Genomic DNA, 24,584 nt, shown 5'->3' on the forward strand with positions numbered 1-24,584 from the left:
ATCTTGCGTCCCGCGATCTTGCGGCGGGCGCCGCGTCGCTGCACATTCGCGAGCGATGGGGCGCGGGTGATGCGACAGTGCCAAGCATGAGCGAGGTGGCGACGCGGTTCGCCCCTTCACCGACGGGCGATCTCCACCTCGGCGGCGCGCTGTGCGCGGTCATGTCGTTTGCGGCGGCGCGGCGCCAAGGCGGCCGCTTCGTCGTGCGGATGGAAGACCTCGATCCCCCGCGCGTGGTGCCGGGCGCAGCGTTGCGCATTCTTCAAGACCTCCAATGGCTCGGCCTCGACTGGGACGAGGGCCCCGCCGCGAGCGCGGGCGAAGCGGAACGAGGTCCTCACGGGCCCTACGTTCAGTCGCTCCGCTCCTCGCACTACGAAGCCGCCATCGCGGAGCTCACCGAAAAGGGGCTCGTCTATCCTTGCGACTGCTCGCGCGCCGAGATCGCGCGCGTCGCCTCAGCGCCACACGCCGGCGAGGAGCTCGTCTACCCGGGCACCTGCCGAGACCGCGACCCGGCGCGTCCCATGAAGCGCGCACCGGCGCTTCGTGTTCGCGTCCCGCGGCGCACGATCGCCTTCGACGACGCGCTCCGCGGCCATGTTGAGCAAGACCTCGCCGAGATCTCAGACTTCGTGCTCATGCGCGGCGACGGTGTCTTCGCCTACCAGCTCGCCGTGCTCGTCGACGACGTGGCGATGAAGATCACCGACGTCATTCGCGGCGACGACCTCCTCAGCTCGACGCCGCGCCAGCTTTGGCTGGCCGAAGCCCTGGGTCTCGCCCAACGTGCGCCGCGATACATGCATCTTCCCATGGTGACGGACGCCTCGGGTCAGCGGCTCGAAAAGCGCTCGCGCGGCAGCAGCATCGCGATGCTGCGCGACGCGGGAGTCGCCGCGGAGGAGGTGCTCGGCGCCCTCGCTCACGCGCTCGGCCTGACGGATCGGAGCGAGCCCGTGTCGGCGGCGGAGCTGCGACGGCTCACGCCGCAGCGGCCGCCTCACTCCATGCGGGTCCCCAGCGCGTGGGCGACGCGTTGACGGTCAGCGCGTCGCCAAAGAGAGATAGACGCCGCCGCCCACGCCCACGAGCGCCGCGATGATCCAGAGGACGACCCAGAGGGTGTGCCCTTCCTTCGAAGACGTCGGCAGCGGCGGCGGTGCCGACGACGCCAGCGGCGCGCCGACCATGGTGATGGAGTGACCGTCGGCGGGACCTTCGAGCGGCGTGAGCGACAGGGGGCGCACGCCGATGGCGTCGTTGGGATTGGCTGAGGCGTGAACCAACGCGGCGGAGAGCGCTGCCGCGCTCTCGTAGCGGTCGCGAGCCTCCTTCGCCATGGCCGCGAGGACGACCGTCTCAAGGGCCGGCGTGATGGCGCGCTCGGGGGCGCGCTCGCGTGGCGCCTTGGGCGTCTGCGTGAGCGCCGCCGTGAGCACGTTGAGCGGCGTTGCGCCGGCGAAAGGAACGGCGCCGGTCAACATCTCGTAGAGGATCACTCCGGCGGCGTAGACGTCGCAGCGACGGTCGAGGTCGTCGCCGCGCGCCTGCTCGGGCGCCATGTATTCGGGGGTCCCGAAGACCATGTTGTGTTGCGTCAAGGCGGTGGTGCCGGTGCCAGCGCCGGTGATGATCTTCGCCATGCCGAAGTCGACGACGGTGACGTGATCATCGGGCGCCACGATGACGTTGTGGGGCTTCAGATCGCGATGAATGACCCCGTGGCGATGCGCCTCGTCGAGGGCCGCGCAGACTTGAACGGCGAGGCGTAGCGCGCGGTCAATGGGCAAGGGACCTCGCGCGAGAAGCCGGTCAAGGGACTCGCCTTCGAGCTTCGGCAGCGCCAAGTAGAGGAGCGGGCTCGAGGTCCGTGAAGCTCGGCCGCTGCCTGCCGGATCGGGCATCTCGCCGAACTCGACGATGGGGCAAAGGTGTTGCCCGTCGAGGCGCCGCAGAATGGCGGCCTCGCGGGCGAAGCGACCGCGCACCTGGGGGTCGGTCAAGAGCTCGCGATGGATGACCTTGAGCGCGAAGCGGGGCCCGTCGGCTTCGCCGCGACGATGGGCCTCGTAGACGACGCCGGTAGCCCCCTCCCCGAGCTTGCCGACGATCTCGAAGGGCCCATCGGGGCGCTCGCCGCTCGCTTCGCCTTCATGCCCCTCCATGAGGGCCCGAGTCTACCTTCAACGGGCGAGGCACGCGGCGCGAACCTTGGGAGACGTCCGCGCCGCGTCGAGGCGCGCGTCTTTGTCGAGGCCGCGCCAGCGGGCGCAGGCCCGCGCCGCCGCATCAGGAGCCGCCAAGGCGACGTACGCGACGACCAACGCGCGCTGGAAGGCGGCCTCCTTCTTGTCGACCAAGAGACCCGAGCCAATGGCCCGGTTGGCTCGCTCGACGACTTCGACGTAGCGACCGCTGCGCAAGAGCGGCTGCATCTCCGCGGCTTCGAGGTCAAGGCGACGCTGCGCTTCCAAGACGGTACCGTCACCCGAGGCGGCCGCTTCGCGCAGACTCTCCTTGTAGTCGGCCTTGCCGCGCTCGCTGAGCACCAGCGACGGCAGCGGCACGAGGAGCACGTCGCCGCGTTTCACGGGCTCGTCCTTGCGGCCGTTGTAGGCGGCTAGCTCCCAGGCCCGATTGGCGTCGCCCCAGAAGCGCTTGGCCAACGTGTCGAGTCGGTCGGCATCGGTGGCGACCACGGCGAGAACGTAGGGAATGACCACCTCGGTCCCGCGCTCCGGCGCGATCCAGGGCACGGTGCCGTTGGCGCGCGCGAGCACGTCGGAGCGCGTCTCGGCGCCGAGCGCGACCTTCGCGATGGCCGGCCACGTCTCGCCGGCGCCCACGCGGTGGTAGGTTGGCGCGGGGATTTCGAGGCGCATGCCGGGCACCGGCGCCACGCCACCCTCGGCGTCGAGACCGTTGGCTGCGGCGACGACGCCTTCAGCTTTGGCGTCGCCGTACGCCCGCGTCGCGATCGACGCGAGCGAGTCGCCGGCTTGCACGACGCGCGGGAAGGCCGCCGCCGGCGTCGCGTTGACCGACGCCGCGACCCACGCGGCGGTAACCGCGACACGGCTCCTTCGGCCCATCATCCTGCGCCTCCCTCTCGAACGGCGGCTGAATCGGGTGCTGCGTCTCCGGACGTGGGCTCGGGCAACGCCATCACGACGTCGACCGTCTCCTCCGCGCCGCCCGTGAGCACGAGGTCGCGACGCACCTCGGGCGCGTCGGGATGGCGCAAGATGAGAGCGTGCGGCCCCGCGGCGAGCTCAAGCGGCCGCGCGAAAGGTGTAGTCTCCACGTGTTTGCCGTCGACCCAAACCTCGGCCCACGGCTCCGCCAAGACGCGGAGCCGCGCCACCTCGACCGTCGCGCGTTTCGGCCCGTCGACGGTGCGAAGGCGAGCGGCGGCGCGAACCGCGAGGCCGACCGCGGAGACCAAGACGAGGAGCGCGGCGACGACGACCGCGACGACATAGCGGCGCGTCCCGGGCCCAGTGCGCGACGAGGACGGCGACGGCCCCGACGGCAACGCCTTCGGTGGCTCCGACAAAAACGCGGCAAGAACGACCTCCGGCGCCCTCGTGCTCCGTGCGCGCAGCGAAGCCGCGAGCTCCGACGCGGACGGGCGCTCCGCGGCCGACGGCGCCAGGCAACGCGCCACCTGCTCCGCGAGGCCAGCGTCGACGTGGGTGACTTTGTCCGCGAGCGGCGGCGCGACGGCGAGCTTCGCGCGCGCGCCAAAGGGCCGCTCGCCGCTGGCGAGCTCGAAGAGCACGACGCCGAGGGAAAAAACGTCGGCGCGACCGTCGACCTCGGCGCCGAGGATTTCCTCCGGTGCCAGGTACGCCGGCGTTCCAAAGGCGAGCTCGCCGTCGGACCGAGAGGCGCGCGGCCGTGCCCCGCCGGCTTCCGGGAGCGCCGGCGTCGATGCGCCAAAGTCAAAGAGCTTGAGTTGACCGCTCTTGGTCACGAGGACGTTCGACGGCTTGACGTCGCGATGCACGAAGCCGCGCTCGTGCACGTGAGCGAGCGCGTCGGCGAGGACGGCGCCGACGGCGATGGCGACCTCGCTCGTGACCTTGCCGCCGGCCCGCGAGAGGAGCGCGTCGAGGCGCGTTCCATCGAGGTACTCCAGCACGAGCGCCAGCGACTGCTCGGTCTTCACGAGCTCGTAGAGGGTGACGACGGCGGGATGCTGCAGCGCGCTGAGCGTCACTCCCTCGTTCTCGAGGGCCCGCGAAAAGGCCGAGCCCGCCTGCACGACGTCGCGCAGGCGCTTGATCACCGCGAGGCGCGGCAACGCGTCGTGTTCGGCGAGCTCGACGACGGTGGCGACGCCGAGGTCGAGCTGGCGAACGATGCGGTAGGGTCCGACCCGCATGGTGGCGGCCGCGATCAGCGTCGCTCCAGGAGATTGCGCCCCGTCATCGAGGGCGGCACCGGGAGGCCCATCAAGGTGAGAATCGTCGGGGCCACGTCGCAAATGCGACCACCGGCCCTGACGGATGCCTTCGTGTCGGCGTCGTTCATGTAGAGGAGCGGGACGGGATTGAGTGTGTGGGCCGTGTGCGGCTGGCCCGTGGCCGGGTCCTTCATGAGCTCGCAGTTGCCGTGGTCGGCGGTCAGAAAGAGGACCCCGCCGCGCGCACGAACGGCGTCGGCGAGCGCGCCCACGCCGATGTCGACGGCCTCGACGGCCTCGATGGCAGCGCCCAGGTCGCCGGTGTGACCGACCATGTCGGGGTTCGCGAAGTTGACCAAGATGAAGTCGAAGCGGCCCGAGTCGACGGCGGCGACCACCGCCTCGGTCACGGCGCGCGCGCTCATCTCGGGCTTTTTGTCGTAGGTGTCGACGTCTTTCGGCGACGGTAACATCTTGCGCTCTTCGCCCGCAAAGGGCTCCTCGCGACCGCCGTTGAAGAAGTAGGTGACGTGGGCGTACTTCTCGGTTTCGGCGCAGCGGAACTGCGTCATGCCGTGCGCCGCGAGGACCTCGGGGAAGATGTCGGGATACGTCTCCTTTGGGAACGCGACGGGCAACGCGAGGCGCGTGTCGTAGGTGGTCATGCACGCGTAGATGGCCAGCGGAGGGATGTTGCCGACCCGCTCGAACTCGGCGAACGAGGGGGACGCCAGCGCGGCGGAGAGCTCCCGCGCGCGATCGGGGCGAAAGTTCGTGTGCAAGCCGGCGTCGCCGGGCTTCACGCCGCCGTAGCCGTCCACCACGAAGGGCTCGACGAACTCATCGGTCTTTTGGGCATCAAACGACGCGAGGACGCCGGCGCGTGCGGTGGCGAAGCGGGGCCCCTTGGCTTCAACGATGGCGCGGTACGCCCGTTCGACGCGCTCCCACCGGTTGTCGCGATCCATGGCGTAGTAGCGCCCCGAGACGGTGCCGATGCGACTGCCAGGCATGCTCGCGAGCTTCTCTTCCAGCGCCGCGAGGTAGGTCACCGCGGTGCCCGGCATCACGTCGCGCCCGTCGAGGAATGCGTGCACAACACATACGATGCCGCGGGCCCTCGCTTCCTCGAGAAGCGCGAGCATGTGCACGAGTGAGCTGTGGACTCCGCCGTCGGAGACGAGGCCGAAGAGGTGAAGCCGCGCACCCTTCGCGGCGTCCATCACGCGGGCGATGACCGCGTTTTTTCCGAGCGACCCGTCGGCCACGGCGACGTCGATGCGCGAGATGTCCATCATCGCGATGCGGCCCGCGCCAAAGTTCATGTGGCCCACTTCGCTGTTACCCATCTGCCCGACGGGCAGGCCTACGTCGGGGCCGCTCGTGCCGATGAGGCCATGCGGATAGCCCGCGAAGAGCGCGTCCATCCGCGGGCTCTTGGCCATGCGTACGGCGTTGTCGTCACGTTCGGCGCGCTCGCCGAAGCCATCGAGAATGCAGAGAACGACGGGGCGAGGACGTGCCGAGCTCATGGGAGGGCGAGCTTACGTTTTTTTCCGAAGGCGCGCTCGCTCGGGCGTCGCCGCCGGGCCGGCGGGCACCGGCACCGCTGCAGGGGCAGCTGACGCGGCCGGCTGACGCCGCTCCTCGAGCTCTTCGAGGGTCTTCGGCCAGTCTTTACCGAGGAGCCGCGAGAGCCCCCGATCGGCGAGCAGCTTGCCGCCCGTCTGGCAGGTGGGGCAGTAGTTCGTCTCGTTGTCGGCGTAACGAATGCGCTGCACCTTCGTGCCGCAGCGCGGGCACGGCGCTCCGTACTTGCCGTGCACCGCCATGCCGTCCCGGAAGGCCGTGACCTTCTCGGGGAACTTGCGCTTCGACGCTGCGACCTCCCGGCGCAGCGTGTCGGTCCACATCGCGAGCACCCGCGTCGTCGCGGCGAAGAGCCTCGCCCACGCGTCGTTGCTCAGGTTCTTCGTTTGTTGCACCGGCGAGAGCCCGGCCTCGTGGAGGATCTCGTCGGAGTAGGCGTTGCCGACGCCGCTCAAGATCGTGGGATCGGTGAGCGCGCGCTTGAGCGTGTGGTTCTGGCGACTCATGGCGTCGCGAAAGCTCGCCAGTGTGGCGCCGAAGAGCTCGAGGCCGCCGCGATCGAAGGTGGCGAGCGCCTCCTTTCCGCGGACAACGTGGAGTGAGGCGCGCTTCTTCGTGCTGGCCTCGGTGAGGACGAGCGTGCCCACCGGAAAGTCGATGGCGAAGAGGCCCACCTTGCCGGGGATCTTTCCCGGTGGCGCACCGGCCTCGCGCTCGAGCCACTGAAAACGTCCTGCGACCATGAGATGGACGACGAGGAAGAGCTCCGCCTCGAGGGCGAAGACGATGCGCTTGCCCATGCGGCGAACCCGGCAGACGACCTTGCCGACGACCTCGGACACCGGCGGCACCGCCGTGCGAAGCACGAAGGGGCTAGCGAGACGCACCGCTGCGATCGGCTGATCGACGACCCTCTCGGCGAGGCATTCGACGTAGACGGTGACGTCCGGAAGCTCGGGCACAAGGCATCGTAGAGCGGGAAACGCCTCTTGGGGTACGCTCGCCGCCGATGCCCTGGATCGAAGCGCGCCTTCGTGGCCAAAAGGTTCTCGCACGAGCGAATCCCGACGGCTCGCTCCACGACGAGGAGGGCCGCGTCGAGATTCGGTACAAGCCCAACGACGGGCGCGCGTATCGTGCCGGCGTTCGGAACCTGACGATCATCGGCGAAGGCGTGCTCCCGGAAGAGACCTGCGGCCCGGCAGAAGTTCCGGCGCCGAAAGACGACGCCACCTCTGGCCAGAAAGCTGGCGACGGCGCGACGCAAAAGCCCAAGGCCCCAAAGACGAAGAAGCCGTCGGCGCCGGAGCCGTCAGCGGCGCCTAAGGACGCGTGGATCGCCTATACAGACGGCGCGTGCACCGGCAACCCGGGGCCCGCGGGCGCCGGCTTCATCGTCATCGGTCCCGACGGCGGCGCGCCGCGTGAAGGCTTCGAGTGGCTCGGCGAAGGCACCAACAACGTCGCGGAGTTGACGGCGGTCCTACGTGCCGCTGAAGCGGTTCCGCTCGACGCGCCCGAGGTCGTCATCCACACGGACAGCAAGTACGCCATCGGCGTCTTGTCTATGGGGTGGAAGGCGAAGGCGAATCAGGCGCTCATCGCGAAGGCGAAGAGCGCCCTCAAGGAGCTCCGCAAGGTGCGCTTCGTCTACGTGAAGGGACACGCCGGCATTCCATTGAACGAGCGCGCCGACGAGCTGGCACGCGAGGCGATCGTGGTTCGTCGTTCGATGTTGCTCGGTCGCTCGTAGCGATCGAACTGCGCCGTCCAGCGAACTTTGGTAGTCCTGCCAGGCGATGCTCGACCTACTCTCAGCCGAGTCCGCAAACCTCTGGGACGGCCCCGTGACGGTCGGCATCGTGGTGGTCGTTCACTTGCTGCTGCCGCTCTGGACCGCCGCATCGGCCATGCGGCGCGCCGCGCGGGCCAAGCGTGAGATGGCCGAAGCAGCTGCCCAGTTCTTCCCCGGGGCGTCGCTCGTGCCGGGCCCTCGGGCGGTGGTGCACGGCAAGGTTGAGTACGCGCCCGGCGAGAGCGCGGCGCTTCGCGTCGAGATCGAACAGGCGGGAACGGAGGAGGAGACCAAGAACGGTTGGTATCACCGCTGGAACGAGGTGAGTCGTCTCAGCTTCCCGCACCCCTTTTACGTGCACGACGTGCGCGGCACGCGCGTGCGCGTCGAGCCGGATACGCGAACGCTCCTCCTCGACAAACTCGACCGCGTGATGCCGAGCGGTGACAAGCGCCGCACGCGCATCGCTGAGCTCTTGCCCGGCGAAGAGGTCTTCGTGGTCGGCGAGCTCGCGGTAGACGCCGCGGGGACCGCGTACCGGAGCGCCACCGAGCCGACGATGCGGCCGCCAACGAGGGGTCCGATGGTGGTCGCCTCGGAGCCGCTCGAGGAGCGGTTTCGCCGCAGGCACGCCGACGCCAAGAAGGCCGCCCGCGGCCTCGTGGCGCTCCTGGCCTGTTTGATGCTGGTCGACCTCGGCTTCTACGTCCGGGTTGCGTTGGCTCGCCCCGCCGTCGCCGAGGTAACGGGGGCGCGGCTCGTGCGCGGCAAGAACGTTCGAACGAAGTGCGCACTCGATTTGGTGACTGAGAGCGGAGTCACCTTCCAAGACACCTCCTCGGCGGGCGTGTGCGCCCAGCTTCATCCCGGCGACACCTTCAGCCCAGGGCGACGCGTGCCGATCCTCGATCCTGGTCTCGGGGGCTGGTTCGCTCAAGTCGGGACGCGGCCGGGGCTCCACTTCGCTGCGTTCTGGACCGCCAGCGTGCTCGCCGTGGTGGGCCTGTTCGTCTACGGACTTCGCGAGCGGCCCTGGTACGAGGGGTCCGTCATCGACCTCGGCAAAGGCCGCTTGCCGACGCTGTGACCTCGACGCTGACCTCGACGCTGTGACCTCGACGGCGCGCGGCATCGAACGCGCGGCGTCGCTAGAAGGTCCCGCTTGCGTTACCGTGAGCCTCGATGTCGTCGATTTTTCGTCCCGGGCTCTTCGCGGATCAGGTGGCCATCGTCTCGGGCGGCGGCAGCGGTATCGGGCTCGCCATCGCGCGGTCGCTCGGGACCTTGGGCGCGAAGGTCGCCATTTGCGGTCGCAAGCCGGAGCGCCTCGAAGCGGGCAAGAAGGCTCTCGAGGAAGCCGGGGTCACGGTCTTCGCGGCAACCTGCGACATCCGCGAGATCACCCAGGTGGAGTCCTTCGTCGACGCCGCCGGCGCGGCCCTCGGCCCCGCGAGCATCCTCGTGAACAACGCCGGCGGGCAGTTTCCGATCTACGCCGAGGATTGCACCGCCAAGGGCTTCGAGGCCGTGGTGCGCAACAACTTGAGCGGCACGTTCTTCGTCACGCAGACGGTGGCGAAGAAGCACATGTTCGCCAAGAAGAAGGGCAGCATCGTCAACATCACCGCCAACGTCGCACGCGGCTTTCCCGGCATGGTCCACACGGGCGCCGCTCGCGCCGGCGTCGAGAACATGACGAAGACCTTGGCCATCGAGTGGGCGAGCCGCGGCCTTCGCATCAACTGCGTCGCGCCCGGCATCATCAAGTCGACGGGCACCGACCAATACCCGCCGGAGCTCGTGGAGATGAGCCGCCAGCGAACGCCCATGAAGCGCTTCGGCACGCCCGATGAGGTCGCCGACCTCGTGACGTTCCTCGCCAGCGATGCGGCCGCCTACGTCACCGGCGAGGTCTGGTACATCGACGGGGGCGCTCACCTGTGGGGCGACACGTGGGCGATCGCGGAACCAACGAGCTGACGCCGGCGAAGGGTTAGCTGTGCCTTCAAGAACGTCAGGCCCGCTCTTCTTCGTGCTCTTCGCGAGCACGCTGGCGTCGTGCATGTTCTTCCGTTCGCTGGGCGAGCTCTCCCAAGATGCGCGCGACGGTCGCGCCGACGCCGACGGTCGCGCCGACGCCGACAGCCGCGCCGACGCGGAAGCCGACGCGCCGCCTGTCGACGGTGGCGCCGATGCGCCGCTCGCCATCGATTCTGCCGGCAGCGACGCGCACCGGCCGAGCCCCTGTGGCATCGCCCACACGCTTTGCTCCGACTTCGACGTAGGCGACATCCTCGCCGGCGGTTGGGCCAGCGTCGACCATCACCCGACCATCGGCTCGATCGAGCTCGTGACCGCTAACTTCGCGTCGCCTCCGCGTGCCCTTCGCGCCGTGCACCCGCGCCGCGCGGCGGCCGCTGGCGACGTGCGAAACGTCATCGATCAGACCTGGTCTGGCGTTTTCACGCGGGCGCGCATGGAGCTGGATGTCTACGTAACCGCGCGACCGACGGACGCGGGGAGCTTCGGCGTGGGGCTGGTGCTCATCCTGTTTCGTTCCGACTCAGGAGACACGGGAACCGTGCTGTCGATCTCGGAAGCAGTCCCGTATCTTTCGGTCGAGAGCACCGGAGCCCGCGAGTACTTCGATGTCCCGCCTTTGCCTGATGGCCGCTGGGCTCACGTGTCGCTCGACTTCAGCCGGGGCGGCTCGCTCTCTTACACGCTCGACGGCCAGACGGGCTCGCGGTCCTTCGCGCCGGTGACGATGGCCGCGAATCCGCGGGTCTCGATTTCGATTGGCCTCCACAGTTTCAGCGGCGACGCGCCGCCGGTGGCCGTCGACCTCGACAACGTGACCGTCGACCTCGAATGAGCGATCAGTCTTCGTCGGGTTGCGTGAGCTTGTACACCTTGAACACCTGCTTGCCGGGATTGGCTGAGCTTCCGCTTTGGTCCGGTCCGGCCCGCTCCCAACTCGCCTCGAGCGTCGTGAACCCTTGCTCGCGGGCCCACGCTTTCGTGGCGCGGATCACTTCAACCATGTCGCGCGCGCCTTCTTTGCCTAGCCCCACCTTCGCTCCCGAACGATCGTAGAGGGAGACTTCGCCAACGCGGAGGGTGCCCCCACTTACGGAAACGTCGTTCGCGCTCACATCGAAGACGCGGTCACGGACCGCGATCTCGCCGGTGATCCAACGCTTGTCGGTGTTCGGATTGTGCTTCAGGGCGAGGTCCGCTCGAGCCTCGAGCGGGCGCTGCCTGCCAATGCGAGGCCGCGCGGGCATGGCAGCACGGGGCGTGGCTCTTGCGCCCTTGCCAATGCGGCCCGGAAGCCGCTCCCATACGGAGAGCTGACGGTCGATGTCCTCGGCCGCGCGCTGGGCCGCCGAGGACCTAACTTCTCCGCTCCACGGAGAGAGCCCCTGGGTCGGGGCGTTCGGCGCCGGAGAAGCGGGGGCGGGGCAACACGTCGAGCAGGCGGGCTCCGGGAAGACCCGGTCGGCGACGGTGCGCATCCACGGCGGCTTGTCCATGTGTTGAGACAAGCAACGACTGGTCCCGCACGGACCTTCCGAGTTTGCTGCGCGCGCCCCGCTTTCGACCGGCAACGGCTTGTGAGTTGGCGCAGGGGCGGAGCTTTGGCCCCAAAAGATGGCGCGAGCGCATTCGCCAGATTTGGTGACGACTGGCGTCAGCGCACGTCGAAAATTCGTGCCACCATTGGAGCATCGTGGGGGGATGGTCTCAAACAGTCAGGTCCTTCATCCTCGGTGCTTCGCTGGTGGGGTGCGGTGGCCACGTTTCGCCGATCAGCGTTGGCGAGACGTTCGACGCGGATACGTCGGCAAGGGACGCCGCACCGCCGGGGCGCCCCGAAGACGCAGCACCGCCGAAAGCCGACGGCGGACACGACGGCGACGACGGCTCAACGACAACGCCCGCGTGCGTGGTTGGCGAGACGCGGGAGTGTTACGGCGGGCCGCCAGGCACCCTTGACGTGGGCCCATGCAAAGCGGGGAAGCAGCGCTGCCGCGACGACGGCTCGGGGTTTTCTCCATGCGAGGGCACGGTGCTGCCCACCCTGCAAGCGTGTAACAGCTCCATCGACTCGGACTGCGACGGCGCGATCAACGACGCGGACGACGGATGCTGCGAACCTGGAAGCTCGGTCAGCTGCTACCGCGGCCCGCCAGGAACCGCCGGCGTAGGCATGTGCCATGCGGGTGTGCGCACCTGCCCAGCGTCGGGCTTCGTCTCCAGCGACTGCACCGGCGAGCAACTTCCGACGCACGCGGAGAACTGCGCCCTCGGAGGCGACGAAAACTGCGAAGCCACTGCGCCTGCGTGTTGGACAAAGGAGTGGAGCCTTTGGATGCCAGGCCCGTACATCGCCGAGGTCGTCGGCATTGAGGACGGTGTCGTTGCGCGGTCGGCCGCGCAGCCCAGCCAGATGGGGTACATCGCTCGTGTGACTGATGCGGGCTCCGTCGTCTGGCAGGTGGACACCAACATTGACGTGATGACCTACGCACGAATGGGTCGGTATCCCGGGACAAGCGCCGACATGTTCCTCGTGGGCTCATGCAACGCGGGGCTCGTGTCTCCCGGTGTGAACATCCCTTGCAGCAAAGGTCAACTCCGCGTCAGCCGACTTGACGGGAGCGGCGCGCTGGTCTCCGGGCGTGCCCTCGGGCTCAGTACCAACGACGTTCGACTTGAGTCCGCGATCGCTGACGCAGCGGGAAACCTCTACCTCTTGGCTTCGTATTTCCTCAGCGCCGTGATTGACGTCTACGTGCCGCCGACGATCGACGGCGAGACGCTCCCGGCACCAACAAGCAGCGTCGGCGCTGTCCTTATCAAGCTCGACGCAGCTGGTCAGGTTGCATGGATGAAGACGTTCGGCGAACCCGTCGGATTGTCGACGCTCGCCTTGACGGATTCCGGCCTCGTGTTGACGCTGGGGTCATCAACCGGTCCGACCGTGATGAACATCGGCGGGAACGGCACAACCTTGTGGACGACACCCATCGCCGATGGGGGAACACTCATGCGTACGGGAAATGGCGGCGACGTTTGGGTCGGAGGCGGCGGCGGCCTCACCCGACTGAACGCATCGGGCACGATCGTAGGTTCATGGGCTCTTGGAGTTCCCCCTGTTGGGCGACTTCCGGGTGAGAACCGACGGGCACGTCCTCTTGATTGGAACGATCGAGCACCAACCGCTCGACCTCACCGTGGGCCACTTTTCGGGTCAAGACTGGCACAGCTTCTTTGCCGAGGTGGACACGACGGGTGCGTTTCAAGCGCTATTGCCGGTGCGCGGGAGCGTCACGGCGCTCGTCGAGCGACCGAACGGTAGCGTCGTACTCGGGGGCTTCGCCGATTGGCTGTCGGGGCCAAGCCCGGGTCCGCTCGTCGTGGGCGATGAGAGCTCGATGCCACCGGCGGCCGACAAGAACGGATTCCTCCTGATGCGCAATCCATAGTCGCTGCCCGAGGCGCGGCGCTTCACCTGCTTCGCCAGCCGGGTGAGCAAGCGGCCCTCGCAATTCGGCCCTCGCGCAACGAGGCGCCCTCGCACTAAGCTCCCGGCCAAGGGCGAAGGGCCCTCAACGGAACGATGGCGGACCGCAATCTCGAAAACGACGGCGGCCAAGGCGAGCCCGCCGAGAGCGGTTCCGCCACGGATGCGACCGACGCGGCGCCCATCGCGACAGCTCCCGTGGGAGAGGCCGCGCCGGTCCCGCACGCGGAGCCGTCTTCACCGGAAGCCTTCATGAACGCGTCCGACTGGGAGACCGAGGCGGGCCCGGGCCGCGAGAAGCCACGGCTCGAGGACACGCAGGCGAAGGCCTTCGTGGTGACCCTTCGCAGTTGGTTCCGTGACTTCTTCGCCGAGCCGCCTCACTTGCTCATGGCGTTCGTCGTCTTGGGCGTCTTCGCGGTGGCGCTCTTCACGCGCAACCCCATCCGAACGAACTTCATCTTCGACGAACAAGAGGCGCTGCTCGCCAACCCGTACGTACGCAGCATCGCCGACCCGATGCCGAAGTTCGGGTGGCTCGACGCCTTCCGGCGCGACTTTTGGGGCCTCCCGCCGGATCGCAGCATCGGCTCCTACCGGCCCATTCCGAACCTCGTGTGGCGCGCCCTCTGGGGCATCGGCGCGCGGCAAAATCCGTTTCTTCATCACCACGTCAACGTCCTCATCCACGCCTTCTGCGGCGCCATCCTCGTCGTTGTGGTCTATCGATGGACCAAGGACCGACTGAAGGCCTGGATGAGCGGCGCCACCTTCACGGCCTGCGCCCTGCTGACGGAAGCGGTGAGCGGCGTCGTCGGGATCGCCGACGTGCTCGGCGCGCTCGGCGTGCTCTTGGCCATCTTGGCGCTGTCGTTGCCGCTCTGGGCGATGCCGCTGGCCGTCTTTGCCAGCGTCTCCTTCGGCCTCTATTCGAAGGAGAGCGCGCTCTGCGCCGTGCCTTTGGTGCCGCTCGCAGCCCTCCTCACGGCTCGTTACGATCACCCGGACAAGCCGCGCGCGTGGCTTCGCGGCCTCGTGGCCCTCATCGCCGCCGCTGGCGCGTTCGTGGCTTACGTCGAAGCGCGGAGGCGCCTCTTCCCGGTCACGCTGCCAGCGAGCCTGAGCGCGGAGGCGAACGCTGCAAAGCCGCTCTTGCCGCGAGCCTTCGCTGGCATCCTGCGTTGGTACGCGCAGCCGGTCTTGCCGAAAGACCCCATCAACAATCCCCTCGCCGAGGTCGACACGCCGCTGCGCATCGCCGGCGCCTTGCGCGTCTACTTCCGAGGTCTCTTGCAGCTCTTGGTGCCCTACCCGCTCTCCGGCGACTATTCGGCGCCGCAAGAGCCCGCGCCGACCAAGCCGCTCTTCCTCGAGAGCATCCTCGGTGCGGCGCTCATGGTGCTGCCGCTCGCCCTAGCCGCCGTGCTCTCGGTCCTGGCGGTGCTGAGGCGGCGGACGGCGATGCTCCGCGGCTGGCTGCTCGATGAACGGTTCCCCGACGAGCGCCCCATCCTCGCTCTCTCGCTCGTCTGGATCGTCGTCGCCTTCCTTCCGGTCTCGAACATCCCGGTCGTCTTGCCGACGGTCCGCGCCGAGCGGTTCTGGTACTTCCCCGCCATCGGGAGCTCGATCGCCATCGGGCTCTTTCTCACCTGGCTGATGCGGCGCCTGAAACACGACGGGCTCCCGCGCGTGGGTCTCGCGTTCTTGGTGGTCTTCCTGGGAGGCCACGCCGTTGCAGCGCGGCTCCACGCCAACGACTACTCGGACGATCTCGCCTTCTGGAACGGCACCCGCAAGGCCGCGCCCCGCAGCGCGAAGGCTCACCTCAACTACTCGGTCATGCTGGGCGCACGACACAACCTCGAGGGACGCCTGGCCTCCAACCGGGTCGCCCTCGAGCTGGCGCCGCGCTGGCCCATGGCCAACGTTTACCTCGGCGACACTCTATGCAGACTGCACCGAGCTACCGAAGCCTGGCCGCACTACAAGCGCGGCTTCGAGCTGGCACCGAACGACGTCAACCTCATCTCGCTCGCGGTGCAGTGCATGTGGGACGAGAAGGTGCTGCTCACGGAGGCCATTCGGCCCGAGATCGAGCCGATGGTCGAGGCGTACCCGGGCACGTGGCTCGCCTACCTGGTCCGCGACACGCTCGACAACGGCGAGACCAACAAGGGCGTCGACCCGAAGTACCGACCGCGCGGCTACAACGAAGGGCCGAAGGACTGACGGAAGCGTTCACCGCTCGATCTGAGATCGCGGACTGGGCGGCGGGTGCGACGGCGCGCGGGAGACTAAGGCGTCGACGCCAGATCAGGCCGGAATGGCCTCGATGTACCGCTCGTCCCGCGCTGGCACGGGCGGTGCTTCCCCTTGGGCATGCGCTCTTCTCTTAATGTGGCTGCGGTCCTAATCCTTGCTTCGATGTCCGCCTGCTCGGCGGCGCCCGAGCCTGAAGAAGCGGAAGACGAGGGCGCGCTGATGGAAGACGCCAAGCCGGTCCTCGACCTCCCGTTTTACGTCGGCGTACCCAAGCGTGAGCTCTTGCCGCTGTCGGCGACTCAATCGGGCCGTCTGACGGTGGCTTGGGTCCCGTCGTCGGCCACCCCGTCCGTCGGACTCCGCATCGTCGCCGTGGCGAGCGCGGCAGAAGCGGCCCGCCTCATTGGGACGCAGCCCGGTCAGGAGACCCTCATCCGCACCGGTGACGTGCTCCTTACCTTCCGTCCTGAGCTCGCCTCGTCGTTGCCGCTTCACCATCTGCAAATGGCCATCACGAACGCAGACCTCGCGGGGCGTAACACGGGCAGCTACCTGCAGGACGTCAAAGCCTTTCACGTGGTGCGCGCTCGGTCTCTCGCCTCGATGACCAGCGACACTACGCTCCGGTCGAACTTTGGGCGGTGGCTCTCGCTCGCTGGCGGCGCAGCGCCAACAAACTACGACGTGAGCATCCCTTCCCGTTTGGCCTCCCCCGCCCAACTCACCGCCTTCGGCAAGCAACTGCGGCTCGGAGGGGTGACCGGCCTCACGAGAGCCGAGGTCGCCTACGGCGTGCTCGCGCTCGCCAACTGCTCCGAAGCGGACATTCAGAACGCGACAGAGCCGCCGGCGTGCCTTGCTGCTCCCTTCGTGGCGGAAGGCCTGGTCGGCGGGGCAGCGGCGGGCGGCTCACTCGAAGGGCCGCTGCTCACCGCTCAGGCCGCGGGCGCCAGGCTCCCCTTGGAGTCTGTCTTCCAACAGGGCAACCTGGCCAATGCCACGAGCGGATTCGTCGCGGCCTCACGCGCCTTCGAGCAGTCGCCCCTCTCGTCCATTCTGCGAACCGTCTACGCGGCTCGCGCGACGAAGCCAGACGCGCCGCTCCCGGGTGCGCCTCCGGAGTTGACGGCCCCGCAGACGCAGCCGTCGTCGTTCCTCGTCGAAGCGCTGAAGAGCAACGCGACGCGCCGCATGGACTACGTCGCGACGGTGCTCATCGCCGACGCGGCGCAGCTCGCTCGAGCCAAGGCCGCCGCGAGCGCCAACTGATCGTCTAGCTACCGAGTGCGTCGTCGTTCGTCGCGCGTGGCGGTCTCTTCGTCCTCCGCGTCGGCGAACGACACGGGGCGCGCCTTTGGCTCCGGCGTCTTCACGCGGACGCGCTCACGCTGGCCCTGGCCCTGGCCATCACCGCGCGAGCGCGACTCACCTTCGGCGCGCGGTGGACGCGACCGTGGACGACGCGAATCCTGGAGAGCGTCCGCCACGAGGCCGAGCGCACCGGCGACGACCTCCTTTGCCGCATCTTCGACGCTGCCCTTGCCGCGCTCGCGGCGGAGTCGCTTCTCCTCGCGCTCGCGTTCGCGCGCGAGCTTCCTTTGCACCTGAGCTTCGAGGGCGTGCTGATCCGGGAAGAAAGCGCTTCGGCCGTGCAAGACGAGACCGATGCCCCAACCGAAGAGGGGCCAGAAGAACCAGTAGGGCCCGCCCGTCTGTAGGTTCAGGAGCACGAGCATCGTGTTGACCAAGACGTAGGGCACGAGGTGGCTCACGAAGCTGCGGCGACGCGCGCGGAGGCGCCCCTCGACCTCGCGCTTGACGACGAGCGAGTCGCCGACGGTGCGGGCCGCGTCCTCGATGGCGGCGTCGGCGATGCCCAGCTCGCGCGCCACGGAGAGGAGCTCCTCGTGCGTCAGCGACTCGGCGCCATCGTGGCCGCGTTCGAGCGCATGGGCGAGAATCGCCTGCACTTCGTCGGGAGAGTAAGTTCGCGGCGGCACGGCGCCATTGTGCCACGACGGCGCCGTTTTTCGCCGCCGCTCCACGCGGCGACGCCTGGTATCGTGCGCCGAGGCGAGGATGGCATCGTGAGTTCAAAAGAAGACGCTTCCAACCGAGGGCTTCGCGCAGGCATTTCAGCGGCGTTGCTCGAGCGCACGTACCGCGGCGCCAAGGTCCTCGTGACAGGTCACACCGGCTTCAAGGGCTCGTGGCTGACGATGTGGCTCGCGCATCTAGGCGCCGAGGTCACCGGCCTCTCGCTGCCGCCGGACACGAAGCCCTCGCTGTTCGAAGAAGCCGGCGTCGCGGAGCTCTGCCGGCACGAGCTCGGCGACATCCGTGATCTCGGCCGCGTCACCGAGGTCGTCAAGAAGTCTCAGCCCGACTTCGTCTTTCACTTGGCCGCGCAGGCGCTCGTTCGCAAGAGCTACGCCGATCCGACGGCCACCCTCGCGACGAACATCATGGGCACGGCGCACGTGCTCGAGGCGGTCCGCACGACGCGGCTCCGCACCCACGTGGTCGTGGTCACGAGCGACAAGTGTTACGAGAACCGCGAGTGGGTCCACGGCTACCGGGAAGAAGATCCGATGGGCGGCCACGATCCCTACTCGATGAGCAAGGGCGCCGCCGAGCTGGTGGTCTCGAGCTACAGGCGCTCGTATTTTCATCCTGAGGCGTTCGATAGGCACGGCGTGGCGCTCGCCTCGGCGCGCGCTGGCAACGTCATCGGCGGCGGCGACTGGGCCGAAGACCGGCTCGTGCCGGACCTCGTGACGGCGCTGTCGGCAGGTCGTCCAGTCCCCGTTCGCAATCCCGCCTCGGTGCGGCCCTGGCAACACGTCCTGGAGCCACTGGGCGGCTACCTGCTGCTCGGCGCGCACCTTAAAGCCGAGCCGACGCGCTATTGCGCCGCTTACAACTTTGGTCCCGGCTTGATCGGCAACGTCACCGTCAGAGAGCTCGTCGAGGCGCTGCTCGCCGCCTGGGGCGAGGGCAGCTGGGAAGATCGCTCCGAGCCGGGCGCCGTTCACGAAGCGCACCTGCTTCGCCTCGCCATCGACAAGGCCAACGCCGAGCTCGGCTTCGTACCGCGTTGGGACGCACGCGCGACCATCGCGGCGACGGTCGATTGGTACCGGTCACACGCGCGCGGCGCGAAGGGGAAAGACCTTCGCGCCATCACGCTCGCGCAGATTCGCGCCTACGCGGAACAGGGCTGAACGCGAACGCCAGAAGCGCGGGCGCCGCGCTCGCATGCCCTGGCCTCCGCGCCTACTGCAGGATCTTCGTTCCTTCGTAGTCAAACTCGAGGCTGACCTCCATGAGCTTCTCTTGTCGAAGGGCGCGGCGCAGGCGATCGCGCTCTTCGGTGTAGAAGAGCAGGAAGCCGCCGCCGCCGGCGCCGATGAGCTTGCCGCCGAGGGCGCCGTTCTCCATCGCGAGGGCGTACCAGCGGTCGATCTCCTTGTTCGACATGCCGGCGGAGCGCTTCTTCTTGTGCTCCCAGTGCTCGTGCATGATCGCGGCGTAGCGCTCGAGGTTGCCCGTCTCGAGGGCCTCGAGGCTCTTGTGGCCGAGCTCCTTTACGTAGTGGAGGTTGTCGATCATCGACTGATCGTGGGCCTTGCTCTTCGAGTCTTGCTCTTTCAAGACCTCCGACGCGGAGCGGTAGAAGCCCGTCGAGACCATGACGAAGTTGTGCTGCAGGCGGTCGATGGTCTCTTCCGACAGCTTGGCCGGGCGCGCCGACACGCTGTTGTCCTTGTTGAAGTCAAAGACCGTCACGCCGCCGAAGGCCGCGATGTATTGGTCCTGCTTGCCGACGGGCTCCTTGAGCCGGTCGATCTCGATGTGGCAGGCCATTTCGGCGAGCTCGCGCGGGTGGATGAAGGCGCGCTGGAAGTTCGTCAGCACCTTGAGCAGACACGTGGTGAAGCTGCCCGAAGACCCGAGGCCCGTTCCGGCGGGGATGTCCGCCATGCTCGTGATCTCGATGCTGGGCCCCTTGATGCCGGTCAAGGTCAGCGCCTCGCGGACGATGGGGTGGCGAATCTCCTCCACGGTCTTCACGCGCTCGATCTGCGAGTAGCGGATGACCATCTCCGTCAGCGGCGTCTCGTGCATCGTCACGTAGACGTAGCGGGTGATGGCCGCAGAGATGACGAACCCGCCGTGGTCTCGGTAGTAGGACGGGAGATCGGTGCCTCCTCCTCCGAGCGAAATGCGAAGCGGACTACGGCCGATGATCATGGACTCCTCCGCGGGACGAGCGGCCCGTACCGGACCGCGGTCGCGCCGCGCGCGGCAACATATCAAAGGCCCCGGGCGATGCACCCAGGAAGCGCTGCGCTCGCTCGCTAGAGCGCAGCCTCGGACCGCGGCGCTTCTTCTTGCGGGGACGCGGCGGCCGCCGGCACCCAGTCTTCGACGGGCGCGATGGGGAAGCCGTCGAGCACGAGGTCGACCTCGACCATGGGCCACGCGCTGCCTTCGTCGGCGCGGTGGATTCGGGCGGGGCAAGGCGCGGCCCAACCGGGTGCCCCTATGCGCTCGGCTTGCGCTCGGCCTACTTGGCGAAGCGCTTGAAGAGGACGTTCTCAACCTTCTCGGCCGCGTCGCGGATCGTGGGCGTGTCGGCGTTCACCGCAAGCACGAAAATGAGGCCCTTGGTGGGCGCGAGCCATGTGCTCGCAAAGAAGGTGCCGCTGGTGCCGAACTGGTGGAGCGTGACGGGCCCCGCCCACTCGCCGGGCTCGAAGGAAAAGCCCGAGGTGGTCTTCCGGTCGAAGGCCGGTGTGTGAAGGCGGTCAAGCGAGGGGCGCGAAGCGAGCGTGCGTTGGCCTTCGGGGATGGGCAGGTGCCCACGAAGGAACTTCGCCCAGTCGGCAAGGCTGCAATGAACCGAGCTTGTAGGCGCCATGGCCGGCGCGATGCGCGCTTCGGCGCCGGGCCTCGCGGCTTCGAGGCGCCCATCCTTGATGGCGTGACCGAAGGGCCGCGCCGTTGCCGGCGTCGGTGGCGCCACGAGCGCCGGCGGCCCAAAGCCACACGACGACATGCCGAGAGGGACAAAGAGCCGCTCAAGCGCGAGTGCTTCGAAAGTCTTGCCGCTCGCGACCTCGAGGGCGACACCAAGGGCGAGGTAGGCGACGTTCGAGTAGGCGTACGTGCCTTTCGGTTGCGGGCTCGGGAGCGCGAGGAGCTTTTGGACGAGCGCCCTGCGGGCCCGCGAAGGGTCCTTGGAGGCCGCCACTTTCTCGAGCGACGCTGCGTCGGGATCGCGCTCCATGCCGCTGTGATGCTGCAGGAGCATCTCGAGCGTGATCTTCGCGCGCGTGGGATGGATCGAGGCCTCCGGCAGGAGCTTGTCGAGGGGCGTTTGCCAGTCGAGCTTGCCTTCGTCGACGAGCATCGCGGCGAGCGTGGCTGTCATCGCCTTCGAGCAGGCGCCAAGGACCCATGGATCGGCGAGCGAGGCCTGCGTCGCGTCGCCGAGCTTGCGAACGCCCGTGACGCCGGAGCCGAGGAGCGTCTCGTTCTTGTAGACGGCCACGGCCATCGCGGGGAGCTCGTAGCTGCTCGCGATCGGGAGCAGCAGCTCGGAGAGATCGGCAACGGGCGCGTTGGTTGACGCCGCGGGCCCGGCCCCTGACGCGGCCCCACGAGCCAAGATCGGTGCTGCGTTCGACGGGACCGCAGACGCGGCCGATGACGGCGACGCGGAAGCCCCCGCGGGCGACGACTCGCGCGAACAAGCCGAGAGCCCAAGAAGAGTGGAAAGCGCCGCTGCCGCAGGAAGGGTCAACGAGACGCGCGAACGATCACGTCGCACCGACACCGTCATGGGTGCGAAAGGTAGCCGACGACGCGCCCCGCATCGCGGCCGATTTTCGCGCAGCGTCGTTGCGCCCGTTCTGCTCCGTCTCGAAAGTTTCGCTTCGAGCGTCGGGGCGGGACTGCCATGCGATGCGTCGCTCGCACGGCGCGCGTGCAGGTGCTCGCTCGCGCGCTAGGCTACGCGATGCGCTTTTTCGGACTCGCCACCGGCGCGGCGCTCCTCGCGCTCGTCGGTTGCGTCGTGACAGACGCCCAAACGCCGGCGCCGAAACCTGTCGCGGCAGAGGGTCCGGCGTCCGAGCCTCCGTGCAACCCGGCGCGCGAAGGCCTCGCGCCGCTCAACCACGAAGGCCACGGCGATCTCGCGGTGCCACTGCCGGCCGAATACCACGAGCGCGTGAACCCCTGCCCGCTCACGCCCGAGGTGGTCGCCCGCGGGAAGAAGATCTTCGATGACCATTGCGCGAAGTGCCACGGCGCAGGCGGTGATCCGACCACGGCGCCGCTCAAGGACCTGAACCCGCCGGCGAAGAAGCTGACGGTGGGCGGCTTCTCGGCGGCGTACCTCTTTTGGCGCGCCAGCGAGGGCGGCGCGATGGAGCCGTTCCGATCGCAGATGCCGGCCTTCAAGACCGTCCTGCGCGAGGATGAGATCTGGATGGTGGGCAACTACGTCATCGGCCTTCGAGGCACAGATATCGTGCCGCTCTCGCCCACGATTCAGAGCGTCGAGCCGCTCCCGGCCGGTGACGGCGGCGCCTCGCCGGGCCTTCGCGTCTTCTGGCGCCTCGCGTCCGAGTGTCAGTCGCTCAAGCTCGAACGCAAGAAGGACGCGGCCGCGTACGCGCTCGCTTACACGCTGACGGGCTTCGTGACGGAGCATGAAGACTTCGCCGTCGCCGCGGCGCCGGGTCAGTACTGTTACCGCGTGTCTTGCGAAGGCGTAGGCCGTGTGTCGGCGCCGTCGAACGAGATGTGCAATCCGCTGTGACCTGTAACGGGGCCGTCGACGGTTCCGGTGCGCCGCAACGTTCAGCGTGCCTTCCGGACGAGCGCTTCTTGGGGCCCTGGATTAAAGTCGACACCGGCGATGAGGAGCCACCTCGCGCGCTCGTGCCATGCTGTCACGGGCCCGACGGCTAGGCCGGCGATGGAGCGAAGCTCGTAGCCTTTGATCTTCCGCCAGCGGCGCATGGATGAGCGGGCCCGAGTCATGTCGGAGCCCTTTCTCGGGCACGTATGTGGCGACCGTGTGGCGAAGGCGCGACGATGCGTTGGCTTTGGTGCCCAGCGCGCGAGACAGATTGCGAACCGTTGCAGAGAACGTTTGGATCTCCGCTTGTTCGCCTGAGTCGAACCGCCAGGTGCTTGCGCTAGCTCTCTGCTTGGGAGAGGACTCCGCCGCCCCACGATTCCGCTACCTGCACGCCTCACGGAATGGCGTCCCAATACGCTCGTAAACACTGGTCCGCGTCGCCGCATTCGTCGGGATCGCCGAGTTCGCGCATGATCGACAAGAACGTCACGATGGCGCGATTTTGCGCGGCCGAGAGAAGAGCGTAGTGACGTTCGCGATCGTAGGCGCTGCCTCGCAGTGCGAACCACACGCCGCAAAGCCCCGAGTAGGTCGCAGACTCGATGTGTCGCGCGACGAGGCGCATGTACGCCGGGATGTAGAAGCGGAAGCCCTTGGCGTCGAGGAAGACGAGCGACATGCCGAACGACATCAGCTTCGAGTCCGAGACCTCTCGCCATGCGACTTCCGGATCGCGGCTCGCCGCGATCGCCAGGTCTGCGGGCGAACCGTAGCCGTCGAGCACGTCCATCTGGTGCAGCGTGACGCCACCGTCTCGGAGGACACCGCCGAAGGCGTCGTCGAGCACGACCTCCAGGTGAGCCAGCGCCTCCTCGCGGCGCGTCTTGATGGACTTCCAGTCGCCGGGTCTCTCCTCGAAAGCCGCGGGGAGCCGACAGGCCTTGACCCACGCCTCGGCGCAGGCGCCGAGCTGCGCGTAGTTCTGCTGCCCTTGCGCGAGCGTCATGCGATTCGATTTCCAATCGTCGCCGGGCACGTCTTGCCAGAAGCAGACGGGGCATGTCTCCCAGCTCGGCGAGCCGTTTTGAAGTGTGCGGTGACCGCAGCAGGCACAGGGGAAGCTCACGACCTTTGCATACGCCTTGAGTGGACTCCCCGCGTTTCGATAGGCGTGCCGACGCGCGTTACGGGCGGCGGAGGTGGTCTTTGCCCCAAACGTTGCCCAAGACGACGCCCATCAGGAGCGAAAAGGCGATGACCTGAACGACCGTGTTCCCGACGGCGCAGTGACGACAACCCCACGCGAAATACCAAAGAAGCCCCACGGCGAGGCCGACGGCTCCACCGACGGAGGACAACATGAACCGGTCTCGCGGGGACACTCGCTGAGTCTAGCGCGCCCGGGGCCCTATCGCTTCGACCCTTCTCTCGACGCACGGCTCGGCCGCCGGCAGGTGCGATGACGAGCTGCGCGTGCCGGACGGAGACGTCTTCATCCACGCCGGGGACTTGTGCCGTGGCGGCGAGGTCGACGAACTAGACCTCGCCGCGCGCTGGCTCGCGTCCCTTCCTCATCCGACGAAGGTGGTCGTCGCCGGAAACCACGACTGGGCGTTCGTGAAAAGCCCCGCCGAAGCGCAGCGGATCCTTGGTCCGACGGTCGTCTACCTTCAAGACTCGGGCGTGCTTCTTGGTGGCCTGAGGTTCTGGGGAAGCCCGTGGCAACCCGAATTCAACGACTGGGCATTCAACCTCCCGCGCGGGCCCTCGCTCCGCGAAAAGTGGGCGCTCATCCCCACCGACACCGACGTGCTCGTCACGCACAGCCCACCCCACGGCATCGGCGATGGCGGCGGCCCCGGCGACGGTGGCTACGGCGGTAAGCACCGGCTGGGGTGCGAAGACCTTCGCGCCAGGGTGCTAGAGGTCAGACCGATGCTCCACTTGTTCGGCCACATTCACGACTCAGGGGGCGCATGGCCCATCGGCGCCACGACTTTCGCGAACGTCACCACGTGGGAGTGTGAGCGAGGTCCAACGGTATTCGACATCGACGTGCCGCTCCGACGGGCAACCGCGGTCTCTGTCCCGCCCGCGAAGCGTTGAGCATCGGTCG

General features: G+C 68.1%; 23 protein-coding genes. 11 read left to right on the forward strand and 12 right to left on the reverse strand.

The window, feature by feature from the left end; all coding sequences use genetic code 11:
* Positions 1-86 precede the first annotated feature (86 nt).
* The gene (gluQ, locus tag IPG50_11295) at positions 87-1,043 is read left to right on the forward strand and encodes a tRNA glutamyl-Q(34) synthetase GluQRS (protein ID MBK6692778.1); all 957 of its coding nucleotides are present in this window, start codon (positions 87-89) and stop codon (positions 1,041-1,043) included.
* A gap of 3 nt (positions 1,044-1,046) precedes the next feature.
* Here the strand turns inward: gluQ and IPG50_11300 are convergent, their stop codons facing one another.
* Genes IPG50_11300 through IPG50_11320 form a run of 5 tightly spaced genes read right to left on the reverse strand, consistent with a single transcriptional unit; the run spans position 1,047 to position 6,963 of the window.
* Positions 1,047-2,168, reverse strand: a complete 1,122-nt coding sequence (locus tag IPG50_11300) for a serine/threonine protein kinase (GenBank protein ID MBK6692779.1) — start codon at positions 2,166-2,168, stop codon at positions 1,047-1,049.
* A gap of 18 nt (positions 2,169-2,186) precedes the next feature.
* Positions 2,187-3,098 carry a LysM peptidoglycan-binding domain-containing protein gene (locus IPG50_11305; GenBank protein MBK6692780.1) on the reverse strand — a complete coding sequence of 304 codons (912 nt, stop codon included), beginning with the start codon at positions 3,096-3,098 and terminating at the stop codon, positions 2,187-2,189.
* Positions 3,095-4,390, reverse strand: a complete 1,296-nt coding sequence (locus IPG50_11310) for a serine/threonine protein kinase (GenBank protein MBK6692781.1) — start codon at positions 4,388-4,390, stop codon at positions 3,095-3,097. The genes IPG50_11305 and IPG50_11310 overlap by 4 nt, the downstream gene beginning before the upstream one ends.
* Before the next feature lie 14 nt (positions 4,391-4,404).
* Positions 4,405-5,943 (reverse strand): 2,3-bisphosphoglycerate-independent phosphoglycerate mutase, encoded by a 1,539-nt coding sequence (locus tag IPG50_11315; protein ID MBK6692782.1) that lies wholly within the window; start codon positions 5,941-5,943, stop codon positions 4,405-4,407.
* 12 nt (positions 5,944-5,955) lie between these two features.
* Entirely contained in the window at positions 5,956-6,963 is a 1,008-nt protein-coding gene (locus IPG50_11320) for a formamidopyrimidine-DNA glycosylase (protein MBK6692783.1), read from the reverse strand.
* Between the two features lie 47 nt (positions 6,964-7,010).
* Here IPG50_11320 and IPG50_11325 point away from each other — a divergent pair, with 47 nt between their 5' ends.
* The 4 genes from IPG50_11325 to IPG50_11340 all read left to right on the forward strand — a co-directional run bounded on the left by IPG50_11325 (position 7,011) and on the right by IPG50_11340 (position 10,671).
* The gene (locus IPG50_11325) at positions 7,011-7,754 is read left to right on the forward strand and encodes a ribonuclease HI (protein ID MBK6692784.1); all 744 of its coding nucleotides are present in this window, start codon (positions 7,011-7,013) and stop codon (positions 7,752-7,754) included.
* Positions 7,755-7,800: 46 nt separating this feature from the next.
* A complete protein-coding gene (locus tag IPG50_11330; protein ID MBK6692785.1) occupies positions 7,801-8,883 on the forward strand; it encodes a hypothetical protein in 1,083 nt (360 codons plus the stop codon).
* A 95-nt stretch (positions 8,884-8,978) separates the two neighbouring features.
* On the forward strand, positions 8,979-9,776 hold the full coding sequence (locus IPG50_11335) for an SDR family oxidoreductase (GenBank protein ID MBK6692786.1): 798 nt from the start codon (positions 8,979-8,981) through the stop codon (positions 9,774-9,776).
* 19 nt (positions 9,777-9,795) lie between these two features.
* Complete coding sequence (locus IPG50_11340; protein ID MBK6692787.1) at positions 9,796-10,671, forward strand: hypothetical protein; 876 nt, start codon at positions 9,796-9,798, stop codon at positions 10,669-10,671.
* Positions 10,672-10,675: 4 nt separating this feature from the next.
* On the opposite strand, the gene IPG50_11345 is transcribed toward IPG50_11340, so the two are convergent.
* Both IPG50_11345 and IPG50_11350 read right to left on the reverse strand, forming a co-directional pair.
* Positions 10,676-11,332, reverse strand: a complete 657-nt coding sequence (locus tag IPG50_11345; GenBank protein MBK6692788.1) for a hypothetical protein — start codon at positions 11,330-11,332, stop codon at positions 10,676-10,678.
* Positions 11,333-12,677: 1,345 nt separating this feature from the next.
* Entirely contained in the window at positions 12,678-12,851 is a 174-nt protein-coding gene (locus IPG50_11350) for a hypothetical protein (GenBank protein ID MBK6692789.1), read from the reverse strand.
* Positions 12,852-12,943: 92 nt separating this feature from the next.
* On the opposite strand from IPG50_11350, the gene IPG50_11355 reads away from it, so the two are divergent.
* The 3 genes from IPG50_11355 to IPG50_11365 all read left to right on the forward strand — a co-directional run bounded on the left by IPG50_11355 (position 12,944) and on the right by IPG50_11365 (position 16,860).
* Positions 12,944-13,288: a hypothetical protein gene (locus IPG50_11355; protein MBK6692790.1), complete on the forward strand. Its 345-nt coding sequence runs from the start codon at positions 12,944-12,946 to the stop codon at positions 13,286-13,288.
* A 428-nt stretch (positions 13,289-13,716) separates the two neighbouring features.
* Positions 13,717-15,558, forward strand: a complete 1,842-nt coding sequence (locus IPG50_11360; GenBank protein MBK6692791.1) for a tetratricopeptide repeat protein — start codon at positions 13,717-13,719, stop codon at positions 15,556-15,558.
* 195 nt (positions 15,559-15,753) lie between these two features.
* Entirely contained in the window at positions 15,754-16,860 is a 1,107-nt protein-coding gene (locus IPG50_11365; GenBank protein ID MBK6692792.1) for a hypothetical protein, read from the forward strand.
* An 8-nt stretch (positions 16,861-16,868) separates the two neighbouring features.
* Here the strand turns inward: IPG50_11365 and IPG50_11370 are convergent, their stop codons facing one another.
* Positions 16,869-17,363, reverse strand: a complete 495-nt coding sequence (locus IPG50_11370) for a 2TM domain-containing protein (protein MBK6692793.1) — start codon at positions 17,361-17,363, stop codon at positions 16,869-16,871.
* A gap of 177 nt (positions 17,364-17,540) precedes the next feature.
* Here IPG50_11370 and rfbG point away from each other — a divergent pair, with 177 nt between their 5' ends.
* Positions 17,541-18,815, forward strand: coding sequence for a CDP-glucose 4,6-dehydratase (gene rfbG / locus IPG50_11375; protein ID MBK6692794.1), 1,275 nt, complete (start codon positions 17,541-17,543; stop codon positions 18,813-18,815).
* 52 nt (positions 18,816-18,867) lie between these two features.
* Here rfbG and IPG50_11380 read toward each other — a convergent pair whose 3' ends face one another.
* The gene (locus IPG50_11380) at positions 18,868-19,845 is read right to left on the reverse strand and encodes a galactokinase (GenBank protein MBK6692795.1); all 978 of its coding nucleotides are present in this window, start codon (positions 19,843-19,845) and stop codon (positions 18,868-18,870) included.
* 316 nt (positions 19,846-20,161) lie between these two features.
* The gene (locus IPG50_11385; protein ID MBK6692796.1) at positions 20,162-21,265 is read right to left on the reverse strand and encodes a serine hydrolase; all 1,104 of its coding nucleotides are present in this window, start codon (positions 21,263-21,265) and stop codon (positions 20,162-20,164) included.
* Between the two features lie 351 nt (positions 21,266-21,616).
* Between IPG50_11385 and IPG50_11390 the strand changes: the two genes are divergently transcribed.
* The gene (locus tag IPG50_11390) at positions 21,617-22,423 is read left to right on the forward strand and encodes a cytochrome c (GenBank protein ID MBK6692797.1); all 807 of its coding nucleotides are present in this window, start codon (positions 21,617-21,619) and stop codon (positions 22,421-22,423) included.
* Positions 22,424-22,862: 439 nt separating this feature from the next.
* On the opposite strand, the gene IPG50_11395 is transcribed toward IPG50_11390, so the two are convergent.
* Both IPG50_11395 and IPG50_11400 read right to left on the reverse strand, forming a co-directional pair.
* Entirely contained in the window at positions 22,863-23,594 is a 732-nt protein-coding gene (locus IPG50_11395; GenBank protein MBK6692798.1) for a hypothetical protein, read from the reverse strand.
* A gap of 58 nt (positions 23,595-23,652) precedes the next feature.
* Complete coding sequence (locus IPG50_11400; protein ID MBK6692799.1) at positions 23,653-23,850, reverse strand: hypothetical protein; 198 nt, start codon at positions 23,848-23,850, stop codon at positions 23,653-23,655.
* An 85-nt stretch (positions 23,851-23,935) separates the two neighbouring features.
* On the opposite strand from IPG50_11400, the gene IPG50_11405 reads away from it, so the two are divergent.
* A complete protein-coding gene (locus tag IPG50_11405) occupies positions 23,936-24,574 on the forward strand; it encodes a metallophosphatase domain-containing protein (protein ID MBK6692800.1) in 639 nt (212 codons plus the stop codon).
* The last annotated feature ends 10 nt before the right edge of the window (positions 24,575-24,584 follow it).

The sequence above is a fragment of the Myxococcales bacterium genome (assembly GCA_016703425.1).
Lineage (GTDB): Bacteria > Myxococcota_A > Polyangia > Polyangiales > Polyangiaceae > JADJCA01.